General features: G+C 41.8%; 15 protein-coding genes and 2 pseudogenes. 10 read left to right on the top strand and 7 right to left on the bottom strand.

What is annotated here, in order from left to right; genetic code table 11:
- From HRT75_RS12605 to HRT75_RS12590, 4 genes and pseudogenes are all read right to left on the bottom strand, one after another.
- Window positions 1-869 (bottom strand): annotated as a pseudogene (locus HRT75_RS12605) (Na+:solute symporter); the annotation flags it as partial.
- A 2-nt stretch (window positions 870-871) separates the two neighbouring features.
- Window positions 872-1,516: a hypothetical protein gene (locus HRT75_RS12600; protein WP_291187349.1), complete on the bottom strand. Its 645-nt coding sequence runs from the start codon at window positions 1,514-1,516 to the stop codon at window positions 872-874.
- A complete protein-coding gene (locus tag HRT75_RS12595; protein ID WP_291187348.1) occupies window positions 1,516-2,328 on the bottom strand; it encodes an OmpA family protein in 813 nt (270 codons plus the stop codon). The genes HRT75_RS12600 and HRT75_RS12595 overlap by 1 nt, the downstream gene beginning before the upstream one ends.
- 309 nt (window positions 2,329-2,637) lie before the next feature.
- Window positions 2,638-3,069: a hypothetical protein gene (locus HRT75_RS12590; RefSeq protein ID WP_291187345.1), complete on the bottom strand. Its 432-nt coding sequence runs from the start codon at window positions 3,067-3,069 to the stop codon at window positions 2,638-2,640.
- 128 nt (window positions 3,070-3,197) lie between these two features.
- On the opposite strand from HRT75_RS12590, the gene HRT75_RS12585 reads away from it, so the two are divergent.
- The 5 genes from HRT75_RS12585 (at window position 3,198) to HRT75_RS12565 (ending at window position 6,986) form a co-directional block, all read left to right on the top strand.
- Complete coding sequence (locus HRT75_RS12585; protein ID WP_291187342.1) at window positions 3,198-3,881, top strand: hypothetical protein; 684 nt, start codon at window positions 3,198-3,200, stop codon at window positions 3,879-3,881.
- A 132-nt stretch (window positions 3,882-4,013) separates the two neighbouring features.
- On the top strand, window positions 4,014-4,991 hold the full coding sequence (locus HRT75_RS12580) for a hypothetical protein (protein ID WP_291187339.1): 978 nt from the start codon (window positions 4,014-4,016) through the stop codon (window positions 4,989-4,991).
- 162 nt (window positions 4,992-5,153) lie between these two features.
- Window positions 5,154-5,675: a DinB family protein gene (locus tag HRT75_RS12575; protein WP_291187336.1), complete on the top strand. Its 522-nt coding sequence runs from the start codon at window positions 5,154-5,156 to the stop codon at window positions 5,673-5,675.
- Window positions 5,676-6,032: a hypothetical protein gene (locus HRT75_RS12570; RefSeq protein WP_291187334.1), complete on the top strand. Its 357-nt coding sequence runs from the start codon at window positions 5,676-5,678 to the stop codon at window positions 6,030-6,032.
- Between the two features lie 81 nt (window positions 6,033-6,113).
- Window positions 6,114-6,986 carry a hypothetical protein gene (locus HRT75_RS12565; protein ID WP_291187331.1) on the top strand — a complete coding sequence of 291 codons (873 nt, stop codon included), beginning with the start codon at window positions 6,114-6,116 and terminating at the stop codon, window positions 6,984-6,986.
- Window positions 6,987-7,123: 137 nt separating this feature from the next.
- On the opposite strand, the gene HRT75_RS12560 is transcribed toward HRT75_RS12565, so the two are convergent.
- Window positions 7,124-7,600: a DUF2306 domain-containing protein gene (locus HRT75_RS12560; RefSeq protein ID WP_291187329.1), complete on the bottom strand. Its 477-nt coding sequence runs from the start codon at window positions 7,598-7,600 to the stop codon at window positions 7,124-7,126.
- 326 nt (window positions 7,601-7,926) lie between these two features.
- Window positions 7,927-8,451: a 5'(3')-deoxyribonucleotidase gene (locus HRT75_RS12555; protein ID WP_291187327.1), complete on the bottom strand. Its 525-nt coding sequence runs from the start codon at window positions 8,449-8,451 to the stop codon at window positions 7,927-7,929.
- 76 nt (window positions 8,452-8,527) lie between these two features.
- On the opposite strand from HRT75_RS12555, the gene HRT75_RS12550 reads away from it, so the two are divergent.
- From HRT75_RS12550 to HRT75_RS12540, 3 genes are all read left to right on the top strand, one after another.
- Window positions 8,528-8,962 (top strand): hypothetical protein, encoded by a 435-nt coding sequence (locus HRT75_RS12550; protein WP_291187324.1) that lies wholly within the window; start codon window positions 8,528-8,530, stop codon window positions 8,960-8,962.
- A gap of 132 nt (window positions 8,963-9,094) precedes the next feature.
- On the top strand, window positions 9,095-9,997 hold the full coding sequence (locus HRT75_RS12545; RefSeq protein ID WP_291187321.1) for an EamA family transporter: 903 nt from the start codon (window positions 9,095-9,097) through the stop codon (window positions 9,995-9,997).
- 70 nt (window positions 9,998-10,067) lie between these two features.
- On the top strand, window positions 10,068-12,188 hold the full coding sequence (locus HRT75_RS12540; RefSeq protein ID WP_291187318.1) for an FAD-dependent oxidoreductase: 2,121 nt from the start codon (window positions 10,068-10,070) through the stop codon (window positions 12,186-12,188).
- Between the two features lie 53 nt (window positions 12,189-12,241).
- Here the strand turns inward: HRT75_RS12540 and HRT75_RS12535 are convergent, their stop codons facing one another.
- Window positions 12,242-12,364, bottom strand: coding sequence for a hypothetical protein (locus tag HRT75_RS12535; RefSeq protein ID WP_291187315.1), 123 nt, complete (start codon window positions 12,362-12,364; stop codon window positions 12,242-12,244).
- 138 nt (window positions 12,365-12,502) lie between these two features.
- Here HRT75_RS12535 and HRT75_RS12530 point away from each other — a divergent pair, with 138 nt between their 5' ends.
- The gene (locus HRT75_RS12530) at window positions 12,503-12,865 is read left to right on the top strand and encodes a hypothetical protein (protein WP_291187311.1); all 363 of its coding nucleotides are present in this window, start codon (window positions 12,503-12,505) and stop codon (window positions 12,863-12,865) included.
- Between the two features lie 2 nt (window positions 12,866-12,867).
- A pseudogene (locus tag HRT75_RS12525) lies at window positions 12,868-13,138 on the top strand (FAD-linked oxidase); the annotation flags it as partial.

Raw genomic sequence — 13,138 nt, 5'->3', positions numbered from 1 at the left:
TAATGCGTAATATTAAAGAGCAGGGTAGCACCAATGGCGTTTTTTTCATCCTTGGCGGACAACATACGCTGCGCAATATAACCGCCGCCGCCAGGTTCAGCTCCGGGATACCAAACCGACCACCATTGTACAGCAATTGGAATGATCAATAAAACGATCAATGATTCATTATCTGAGAAATCTGGCAGGAAACTCAATTTGTCTGAAACGTTAGGATGGGAGAGCATGGCTTCCAATCCGCCTACTTCTGGCAGATTAATAATATAGTAAGCTGCCCAAACAGAGCCGACCATTGCTACGATAAACTGTAAAAAATCTGTAAAGATCACTCCGCGTAATCCTCCTAAAGTACTATAGATCACCGTAATGATGCTGGCATAGAGTACACATTCCCAAGGTTGCAATCCGAACATAACACCACCGATCTTTATGGCCGCCAAACAAACTGAAGCCATAATGAGCACATTAAAAATAACTCCGAGGTAGATCGCTCTAAATCCGCGTAAGAAAGCCGCAGGCTTACCGCTATAACGAAGCTCGTAAAATTCCAGGTCGGTAACTACTTTAGAACGACGCCAAAGCTTTGCGTAAATAAATACGGTAAGCATTCCTGTAATGAGAAAGGCCCACCAAGCCCAATTCCCAGAAACACCGTTTTGACGAACAATATCTGTAACTAGGTTAGGAGTGTCTGCAGAAAAGGTTGTTGCGACCATGGAAATTCCAAGCAACCACCAAGGCATATTTCTTCCGGAGAGGAAAAACTCTTTAGTGTTCTTTCCTGCGCGTTTGGTAACCACCAAACCGATAATCGTAAATACAATAAAAAATCCGAGGATGATTCCCCAATCCAGTGTGGATAAAGACATGTTTAGTAGTTTTTCAGTCGCTCAGCTTGACCGACCCAGTTGTCGCGTTCCATACGCCCTGGGAAAAAGTCGATCATTTCCGTCACGGTCTGAATATCTTCCCAATTGAATCGACTGATCTGATCATAGGTATAAATCCCAATCTCATTGAGCTTTTGTTCAATATAAGGTCCTACACCAGAGATCTGGGTGAGATCGTCTTTGTCACTAGCACTGGCGTAGCCAAAATTGTCAAAGTTTAATTCCTTTTTCTCTAAGGCCTTTTGATAGGTAGCGCTAGCTTTTGCAGCTACTTCTTGTTGGGTTCTGAATTGTTTGGTCTCTGTAGTTTCTGGAGTTGGTGTATTGACAACCACAGGTGCAGGGGGTGCGGGAGGAGGTGCTTGCTGAGAGCTGCGTGTTCTACTTTCTATGGTTTCGATGATCTTAGGTTCGATCTCCGTGTAGAGCACCTCAATATCTTTAGCCGCTTCATTTTGACGCTCATCCAACTCTTTGCGAAGTTTTTTGATGGTCTTTTTATGTCTGCCGTTATTGAGTTGTAAGCTCGCCAAATAGCCAATAAGGAAGGAACTCAACATCAAGATGCTGATCTCTAAATAAGCCGACCACATTTCATTGGCGAATATGTCAGAGAGTCCCTCCATTAATTAAATATGATTTCTATACGTCTGTTTTGATCCCTTCCGCGCTGAGAATTGTTGGAATCAATAGGTTCTGATTCACCTTTTGATAAAGCCATCAATCGATTCTTATCCAAGTCCCCACGTGCGATAAAGAACCAACGGACCTGCCGGGCGTATTTGAGCCCTAAATTATAATTGTCTTGGTAATTTCCAATATTGTCGGTGTGTCCTACGATCTTTACAGTCATTTCAGGACGTTCTTCTAGTACTTGTTTGATCTCTTCCAAGGTGCTTTTCAGCTCATTGTTCACTAAGATCCCAGAATTGGTAAAGGTTGGGTAAACCACTTTGTTCTTTGGAATGGCCGTTGCCAAAGCGGCGACGCGTTCCGTATCCAATGGGTCAAATTTGAAGGAAATCCCATTGCCGTAGGAATTTTGAGCGTCAAAGGAAATGTCTTGTATGTCTGATTTAATCACGATTACTTCTCGTGGTACGCCGGCAGCAACCAACTCTTCTTTAACAGAGTTGCCTCTAATTACTCCAAAGTTAGGGCTTCTGAACTCCTCATCTGCACTGTATTTGGAAAGGATGGTAACCTCCATATCTGGATGCTCCAATAGATAATTTAAGACTTTGTATTTGTAATCGAGATTGCCAGCATCGCTATAAACCAAAGAGTCATTCTTTTTGATCTGTAATCCTTGCTCGAAATAGAAAACCGTCGTTCGCTCAGCATCTTTACCCACAAGGCCGTCCAAAACTGGGTTTGGGTCGGGGGTAATAAGCGTGTCTGACACGGCGAGGGTAGATGTGATAGTATCTGCGGTCACTTGTTTTTCAAGTTGTTCTATAGAGTCTTGTTGCGAGGGGGTTTTAGTCCAAGACAGATTTGCAGGGGCTTTTATAAGTGAATATAGCCACAGTGCGAAAAAGGTCCAAACGGCAAAAACCACAAAGGCTATTAGAAAATTCTTCATTAATGCACCCCAAATCCCAAATTAATGGACGAAAAATACTACAAAATCAACGATAAATCTATAAAAAACTTCAATTTTTACGAACGATTTCTACGGGGAATTATTAACTTTTTGTGAACAAAAAGATCTAGCAATGCCCCTGACTTAACAGGGGCTTAGCAATTATTTCAAGATTCCTTCTGCAGTTGCCTTTTTGGCGTACAAGAAAAAGACAACACCTAATACAATTACTAACACCGGCAGAATTAGCCCTTCTGTTCCCATAACATCTAGATAGTCAGAAAGGAAAAACGTATGAATGCTTTGACCTATTATACCCAATAACGACAGAAGAAAAAGAGGATAAGCGAACTTTCTTTTCAACAAAAGTGCGATAGAACCTAAAATACCAAACCATACTGCTATAGCAAAAGCTGCGGTAGCCCATGCGGGTGTTCCAGTTATTAATTCTTGCTCGGCTGTAGTATACATATTCAACTCTTGATCAGTCATGAAGGCATAACCTAAATACTGCAAAACGCCAATTATATTCCACATGATTGCCACTACAGCGATCACCCAAAATAGGGCGGTGGGTTTCTTTGTTTCTGTCATGAGAAAATAGTTTAATTGATTAGTTGGACTAAATGTACAAATTCTCTTCAAATGTGTTAAGTCCGCGTTAATTGGGGCTTAAGAAGCTATTTATTAAAATTTTGCACGATATTTGTTGTGTAATGCATATGATGAAGAGATATAGTACGGTATTGCTGATGAGTGCGGGTCTATTTGCTTATGGCCAAATAGATAGTCCAACAGGTATGGGATCTGGTTTAGACATTCCTTTTGGTTCTAGCAATGACGACGTCAATATTGGCGGTAGTAGCTTGAGCATTCCTAATTTTGGTTTGGACAACCCCGATGATAAACAAGGATTTGGTCAATATAATGTAACTGATACCATCAGTTTTGGTGAATCGGAGTCGGATGGGATCAAATTCACTACAGACCGCGGTTTTGTCGATACCAAAACCGACAAGGCGCCTAAGTATTTCACGAAAGACAAAGAAGAAAAAGACGAATACCGTCAAAATCAATTCTTTGGTCAATACAGTTCTGACGCCAAATTTGTGGTTTTGCGTTGTCGTGACCATGAGTTTGTGGATGGAGATCGTGTGCGCGTATATATGAATGGTCATGTATTGGTTCCCAACATTAGACTCGGAAGCGGATACCAAGACTTTGAACTCTTTTTAGATCCTGGAATGAACACTGTAGAGATCGAAGCTCTGAATCAAGGAACTTCGGGGCCAAATACTGCAGAATTCATCATTATTGATGACGACGGAGCCCTGCTTTTTTCCAACGAATGGAATTTAGCTACAGGAATTCGCGCAAAATTCATCATTAATAAGCCGCAACAATAAGCCCCCGTATTTACTAGGGTTCTGGCTTATTTCACTTCTATTTTATCCAAGTAAACATTTATCGGTAAACACCGTTTTTCTACTATTTGCTGCTACTTTCATCTTGCCAATCGAAAAAATTGAAAAAGAAAGATGAAGAGAAGTATACTAATCCTGTTTAGTGCTCTTTTTTGGATATCCTGCTCTGATGACGACAAGGCCATTGATGTGGTCACGGAAGAAATCGAGTATGGTGCCGTAGTGAGGACCTTGCAATTCAATAATGCAGAATTCAACGTTAACGATCCGGACAGCATGTTCAGTGTTGATGTTGAAGTACAAGACGAACAGGATGGCGACCTGCTGGAAGCGGTAGATCTATTTGTCAGCTTTAAAGACAATACGCCAGCAGGTGGTGACTTCTCAACTGGTGAGGCCGCTTTAGGGACTCTAGCCCCTGATGAATTTACAACGGGAGCCAATGGATTTCCAAGTACAACTTTGAATTACTCGCAAGCCGCCTTGGCAGAGGCTGTGGGGGTATCTCTGGCCAATGTAGCTTGCAGTGATCAATTTTTAGTGCGAGCGCGCATACGTCTTACAGACGGACGCTCTTTTACAACAGGAACAGCCAGTTCCATTATACTGGCTTACGAGACCTTTTTTAGTTCGCCTTATTGTTACACCATAAATGTCGTGGAACCTATAGATGAAGAACTGTTTACTGGAAATTATATCATGACTAGTGTGGTTGACGGCCCTTTAGGCCCAACATTCAATGAGATTGATCAATTGGTAGAAGTTACCAAAGCCCCACATTCCAATACAGTTAGACAAGTGCGACTAAAACATGTATTGTCTCACCCTACCAACGAACAGCCTAGAATTTATGAATTCAGTATTGTTTGTGATCAGGTAGTATTTAGAAAGAATCAGCTGTCCAGTGTTATTGGACAATGTACGTTTTCTTCTTCCAGCCCGATTTTACTCGGTCCAGATACAGAAAACGCTCCCGCAAATATCTTAGACGACAGTGTCTTTGAAGTTTGGTTTGTGGAAGGATATTTAGGATTTGATGGTCGCTGTGGTTTTGGCACAGTGCCTTCACGCATACGGTTTACCAAACAGTAGATCATAATTAATTCGGGGTTGGTTTCCCGATTCTCATACAGTTAGTGAGTAAATTAGTGTTGTTGCAACGCTCCCGCTTAGAAGTTATTTTGTGGTAATTTTAAACTTCTATCTCGGGAGCGTTCTATTTTTTGCTTAAATTGATTCTGTAAAATGAATCGCATGAAAGTAACTGATCTGAACCCCCAAGATTATTTTGAATACTATGAATTATACCTCTCCGCAGTCCCCCGCAACAAAGAACTCTTAGAAGCTTATAAGGAAAGTGGGGAAGAAGTGGTTGCCTTTTTGGACAGTATCCCTGAGGATCGTTGGAAACATCGTTATGCCGCTGGTAAATGGAGTGTAGCAGAGGTAGTACAACACGTTATTGATACCGAACGCATTTTTATGCATCGTTGTTTTAGGATTGCTCGTGGTGAAAAGGCGAACATTAGTGGGTTTGACCAAGACGAGTATATTGAACCTTCCAATGCCGATTCAAAAAGTGCTAAAGAACTCATCGCAGAGTATGCGATGACAAGAGCATACAGCCTTTCCATACTCAATTCACTACAAGCAGAAGACTTTCATAGAAAGGGTCTGGCCAGTGAACGTCCTTTAACCGCTGGTGCAGCGGCCTTTATAGTTTTAGGTCATGAAATCTGGCACAATAACATTATTAAAGAACGCTATTTGAACTAAATGAAGCTTAGGGAGCGTATTGAGTCATTTCAAAAGGACAGTTGGCAACTGGAGGTCTTTATCTCTGGTGGGATTGTTTATTGGCTCTATTCCTTAACGGATAGTCTTCGTGACTTTTTCTTTGACTTCTATCCGATCACCTATACGTCTTCAAACCAAATTGTCTTTCTCTTTGGCCTTTATACCATAACACGAGCTTTGCTTTTTGGATTTGCAGCGAATCTGCTGCTACGAGCAATTTGGCTGGCCTATTTGGGCGTAAATTATTGGTATCCCAATGATGTTAACAAAGAACGACTTCCCGACGCCCTCCGGGAAAGCAGGCGTTTAAATTCAGGTAAATCCGCTCCTGAGTGATTACTGGCTATTGAGCGCTGGTGCAATCTCTCATTCTCCTTTGCGGTGATCTTTGCGCTTTTTGGAACGAGTTTACTTTAAGTGCTTTCTGGCATCATTTGGGTCATTCTTCAAATCACTGGGGAGAGCTTTTTTAAAAACAGCTGGGTTACTTACGCTATGGTCATTGCATTGATCTTTATTCAGTTAGGGATGTTTGATGGATTGTTCTATTCCAAAGGAAACAACAAAAGCCGTTGGGGTCGTTTTAGAGATCGAGTACTCGGTATTTTGGACCTCCTGTCGTTTTCTTTTTTATTCAAAAGGGAATTTCTTGTGTTAAAAACCAACAGCAAACGCTGGTTTGTTTATGGAATCACTGCGCTCTATTTAGGTTTTGCATGGATCATTTCAGTCAATCAAATAGGGGCTAATTATCTTTTCGGGACCTTTAATATCACCTTTTTTGACGATCGAACTCAATACGACAAAGGTTTGGCTCCCGAAATGAATTCCTTGCGCTATGAACCGGCGTTGGTCAATGGCCGTCCTGCGTTTTATGGTTGCATTCAAAATGAAATTATCTCCGACGATTACGTGAAACTCTTTGTGGTTTATTGGGTGAGTTTTAATCGTTATTTAAAAGATCGGTTTGAACACTACGGATATCAGGAATCTTATCCAAAACTCCCAGATGCTGCGGCCTATGATCAGTTCCGTAAAAAGAACGACAGTCTTTATCAACGCGCACTCAACGATCTATTTACCATCCGCATCGATCAGCAAATACAAGATTCTTTACATTGGAAGAATTACGTCCATCCCAAAACGGCGGAGGAAGGTTATATCACCTATATACCTATTGACCAATTAGCCAATAAAGAACATTTGCTCAAAGTTGAAACTACCTATATCAGTGGAGACAGCACCAGAACCGGATTGTGGATGAAGATCCCGTTTTGGAAACAAGACTGATTCTCTCCGAATACATTTCGCATAAACAGGTAAAAATACCTATAGTCATATGAGCTCCAGAATGTACTTTTACCCAGTACGTCAGGTTGGGGAGCTTGACAGTACAAAGTCAGAAGCGGTGCGAGTCACCGCTTTTTTTATACAAACTGTTCAAACCACTGTTGCTTGCGTTTTTTAAAGACAAAGCCTCCAATTCCAAATGTCAGGGCAGTTGCTATTCCAACCATTCCAAAGAAAGGTGTCTCTGGGATGCGTGTAAATACTTCCGAAAAGAAGGCTGCGTAGAGCCCCAAAACGGACCAATACATGAACGCAAAGTGATAAGCGATCCAATCGTTTTTGGGACGCTTTGTAAATACCGGAACCATCCCGCCCAATAAGGTAATGCCGCTCACTATTGCAGCGATGTGAAAGACACCAAAGTATCCGAAGAGATTATACAGCATAAAAGCTGTTACTAACATCGGGGTCATACTGGCCACATAGACGTAACCCATACGCTTGTGTAACTTCGTGCCTTTAGGCAGCAATAATACCGCTGTTCCAGCTATCATAGCTAATATGGCCGTTAATAGATGAAGACCTCCAACGGTTCCTGAGATTAGATTTTCCATAGCACTAAACTAATTCATCATAAAACCTTTAGGGAATTGTTTCTACCGAATTGTAGAATAATACGACTCAACTGTTATGATATAAAAAATCTCTTTAAATAATACATCTAAAGGGATCTCATAGGTCGGATATTTGGTGGGTAAAACTATCTGTGTATTGCATAACTACTTGCTTTTGCCCACTCTTCAAGCAGCACCAGTAATCTGGCTCTCTTAGCTGCCCAATTTTTAAATAAAAATTCCATAACGCTTGTTGTTAATTAAACTTGTCTCTATTAATAAGTCGACAAGAATTGACAAGGTTGCGTTATAATCTTGTTAAAGTCCTATTTTAAAAGCTTTTCGGCCACTTCTTGCCAGCTATCCACACGCTCATAACCAGTGTCTTTATTGTTATGCGGAGAATTAAATAAAAGTCCGCGGCCGTTGAAATACTTAAGGTTATACGAGCGATCATCAATAAGGACATCACCATCCAATATGAATTTATGACCACAGAGTATGCGGTATTCCCAAGTGATAAAAGGGAAGTGTTCATCCAGCCAATCACTTTTTTCCCGCAGTGAATTGGGGAATTGAGTCGCAGCTGTAGCGATATAAACCTCGTGCTTTTTAGAGAGTTCTTTCATGACCTGCTGGCTGTCTTTGATCACGGGTAGCTCTCTAAAGAAGCCATCGCGCCATACATGATCTTTCACATTCTGCAAATGCTCATAAGGGACGTTCTCCCAAACTTCACCACTAGCTATGTCTTCCAGCTTCAATTGGGCGTTGAATTCTGCGTTGTACAGATCGATATGTGCGCCGTAAGTGTCTGCCAACACCTCGTCCATGTCTACAAATATGGTCATCTTGTTTTTATTTCAAAGTTCTTTATTTTCAAATTGATTTGTATACTAATCTTTGGGTTTAACGCAAAGTTAATGTTTGATCATTATCAGTTTCTGGCAATTAAAAATTGCCTTACTTTGCTTGAAACTCACCATCATGACTGAGCAGTTGTATCAATCACTTTCGTGGATTCCCGAATATGCCACAGGCGTTTGGGTGACTTTAAGCGCAATTCTTGTTTTTACCTTACTACGAGTAGGAAAGCGACAACAAGTCGGGTCAGCCTTGTTCAATCTCGGCATTGGTGTATTAGCCTTGATTTGGCTGTATCCCTTAATCACGCCCTATTTCTATCCCATTGAGACGGGCTTAATTTTGACCCTAATAACTTTTGGCTTTAGTATTTACTATTATAGTCGATTAGCAAGAGAAGTTGCCAAACTGCACCTTTTGCTAGTACCACAGTTGATTTGGCTATCACTTTCAACACTTTACCTATTGCTTGTTTTAATCAGCAAGTTCAAGGCTTGATAGAACCCAAAATATTTTGAGGCTTTAGCATACCAAATGCCAATCTATACCGAATTCAGATAAATCTATAGCGCACATTCTTGCCGTCTCAATTAATAGCTGTAGTATTGATTCTCAATTCTAAGTACTCCTGTGAAGTCTGAACGCGTTCTCATACCTCTAGCATTTTTTGCGATCTACGTGATCTGGGGAGCTACTTATATGTTGAACAAAGTCGCAGTGGGACAGTTAGAACCCTTTTATTTGGCAGGCATCCGATTTACAACTGCGGGCTTGTTGATCTTTGGAATTGCGCGTCTATTGGGTCATAGCTTAAAGATCAGTTGGAAACAGATCAGAAATACGGCCTTTGTAGGCTTTTTATTTCTGACTTACGGAAATGGAGTAGTGGTTTGGGCACTGAAATTCGTCGATAGCAACTTCGCGGCTTTAGAAATTGCCGCTCAGCCCTTAGTAGTATTATTGCTGATGTGGCTCTTGCAGGGAAAAAAGATCAAATTCAAGTCCATGATTGGCGTGTTTCTGGGCTTTGTTGGGATGTACCTGCTGATCAGTCAAGACGAGATACTTATGGGGCCAAACAGTCTGCTTGGAGTGCTGATGATTTTTAGTTGCATGTTGAGTTGGGGCTACGGCAGTTTATTTGTCACCTATGCCGATCTGCCTAAGAACTATTTTGTAAACACCGGATTTCAAATGTTCTTTGGCGGATTAATGTTGTTGATAGCGAGTTGGGCCTTTGGAGAGTCTTGGGTGGCGCCAACGGCATGGAACACAGATGTGCAATGGGTTATGATCATTCTTGTGATCTTTGGTAGTATTGCGGCATTTACCTCCTTCAATTATTTGCTTAAAAGAGTATCGCCGGAAAAGGTGGCAACCTCTACCTATGTCAATCCAATCATCGCCATGTTGTTGGGTTGGTATGTCCTTAATGAATCCATAAGCTTGCAATCGGTAATGGCGGCATTGGTACTATTGACTGGAGTCTATTTCATCAATAGTGGTAAACGTAAAAAGGAAGAAAAGCCATAAAACAGGTATTTACCACCTGTTATCGCCTAAAGGGCAATTGTAGTTTTATCCAAACTAAAACCCCGAAGGCATGAGTTATTTAGAATTCAGAAGCCCGGCACAACCGGACAATACTTCATCCGAAGCACTTAAAAAATCAACCCTAGAGACCGCGAAAGGATCCATTAAAAGAGCCTTTTCAGACTACGTAGTAAAAAACCACGGTGTTCGCTACTTAAAACAACTGAAGCAGCAACGCCAGAAAGCGGAAGAGGGACCCAAGCTTCAATGGGATGACACTACGCCGTTGGTGGGTATCGTAGGTGGTGGTTTTGCAGGGATGTATGCCGGATTAATTCTACAATCACTAGGTCTTGAATTTGAGATCTTTGAAGCTTCAGATCGCGTTGGAGGCCGCATAGATACTTGGTATTCCAAAAACTATGATCCAAACAATCCAGATCAGGCCTGTTTGTATGGGGAAGTTGGAGGTATGCGTGTGCCGCAATTTTCTGCTGATATGTTGCCGGTTCAACAACTAACCATTGCCTTGAATACGGTCCTAACCAGAAATGGCTTAAGCGATCAATTGGTCAATTGGCGAAAATTCTATTACAGTTCACCAGTACAACGATTGCGCTATAACAATATGAAAGGGCCAATAGAGGCCAAAGATGCTGGATTGAATCCACTGAATTTTGATACTGCAAATGGGGGAGATATCGCAGAGGTATGGCTAACACCAACCTCACAAGGGTGCAGCGCTCCTTATCTCCCTATAAACATGATCTTGGATAAAGTCAATCAACCCTTTATTGAGGGGATCAATGAATCCTTTAAAAAAGGATTTGAAATGCTGATGCAACACGATGATCACTCCATGTGGAGTTATTTGAGCAATGTCTTTACTCTAGGAGATCTAGGAGAATATTATCAACCAGCTATGGGAGATAAAACAGATCATTTGCCCTACAGTGTAATTTCCTATCTGGAAACTTTGAACGTGGGCACAGGAATGTATTCCGTTTCCTTTGTTGAAATGGTGATTGCGGTTTACGACTGGGGAGGAAGTAAAAATCCATATGACAAAGCAGATCAAAACATTTACATGGTAACTGTAGACAAAGGCATGCAACACTTTCCGGATGCCTGTAAAACAGTACTCAACCTGCAAGATGGTGTGCAAATTACCGATGGAATCGCTGCCCAGCAATTGGTTGGAATGATTCCCGGGCAAAATGGGCAGAAAGGATATTCTCCATCCAATCTCACTGCTGATGCAGCCCCACCATCGACCGTTCCTAAAGCAGATCCCATTGTGCCTGCGCCAGCTCCCGCTTCTCCAGCAAAACAGCGGGTATTTAATAACACAAAGGTAAATGCGCTCCGTTATGACAGCAATATGTATAGTGGTTATGGCGGAATGCAAGTAGATCTAACTGATGGTCAAGGTACACATACCAAAAAATACCCCTTTGTGATCAGCACTTTGCCAAATGGTAATTATATCAACGGTAGTTTAGGCGGTGATTTCTTCCAATCCTTGAGCTTTGACAAAGCTCGGGCCTTAAGAGAATGCAATTATATGCCATCATTTAAAGCCTTTATCACCTTTAACGATCAGTTTTGGGCCAAACTGGGTGAGCGTCAAGATGCCGGTTTGGGTGTAGGTACTTCAGACCGTCCCAATAGACAGATCGTTTACCCGTCATACGGTTATGAGGCCAAAGGTGGTGTATTACAGATCTATTGCTGGGCTCAAGATGCGGAACGCATGGGAGCTCTGGGTGATCAAGAGCGTGTCAATGAGTGTTTGAAAGGAATTCAGTACTTATATCCGGAGGTTGATGTCCAGGCAGCCTTTGCTGGTTATGATCCTGAGGTCACAACCAAAACCTGGTTTTGGGACAACCACACAGGGGGCGGTGCTTTCGCCTTATACAAACCAGGGCAATTCAAGAACCTTTATCCCTCTTTGCTAAGTCCTGAATTTGACGGACACTTAAATCTAGCAGGAGAGTGCTGTTCCGTACATCACGGTTGGATCGTAGGCGCTTTAGATTCTGGATACAACGCGGTTTTCAATATTTTAAAACAGATGAATCGTGAAGACTTGATCACTCAAATGCAAGAGACTTGGGGTGTATTAAGCTATCCAGATATTGACTCCAAAGCTAAGCAAACAGAACAACTATCTGCTTACCTGAGTTAGTAACACAAAGACCAATTAATTAAACCCTCTTAGTGCTATTCTTGGAGGGTTTTTTATTTCTTGTTGTTTCGTTTTTGATATTTCTTGATGATCGCGATGATGAAGGAAAGGAACATGATTCCAAAGATCAAAATACCGATCAAAACGGCTTGCCAGATGCCAACGGCTAGGGTCATAATCACAAGGTTTAAGCAAAGATACAGGAATTCCCTCTGCAATTAGGGGATAAATCCTCTTGTCCAACTCTTTGTACACAACTACTTTTAAATCAATGAATTCGACCCATAACCAAACCCGATATAACACCCTTCAACATGTCATTTATAACCCCTAAAATTTTTCGGTTTGCCTTGCTAGGACTTCTGATAATCTCCTTGCACTCTTGCTATTCGGTTCGCTTTGTCAGTATTAACGGCGATGAACAACCCGATCCACTCAGCAGTCGTACAGATTACTATCGTGATATGCAGGTCATAGAACTCGATACCGTGATCACGGCAAAAGCTACGACTCAAGACATCAACTATTTGATAAAAGAATCGTCCGAATGTAAATCTGGGAGGATTCATACCATCGAGTTCAGAAATACACTCGGAGGCGTATTACTTAGTGCCATAACCTTTGGCAGAAAACGCAAAATTAAGATCAAATACGTCTGTCAACTAGAAACGAACTAACTATGGCCTCAACAATAGCACATGCAAAGTCAGAATGGGACACCTTGCACCACAACGGACCTTTTCCATTAAAAACCTTGTACATCACTGAACTGGAGAGAGAGGGGAACCTGCCCGATAAATTTGCGCGCTACGCCGATGCAGCTCAGGAAATTCAGCGCCTTATACAAGAAACAAAAACTGCGCACCAGGGGATCAGAGCGTATGGCTCCCGCTGGTCCATGAATCATATTGCCAGTCATCACGACCGTAAGCATTACAATGGATTCATGA

Source organism: Gilvibacter sp. (assembly GCF_013214815.1).
Taxonomy (GTDB): Bacteria; Bacteroidota; Bacteroidia; order Flavobacteriales; family Flavobacteriaceae; genus Gilvibacter.
This window is presented reverse-complemented; position numbering and strand designations above follow the sequence as displayed.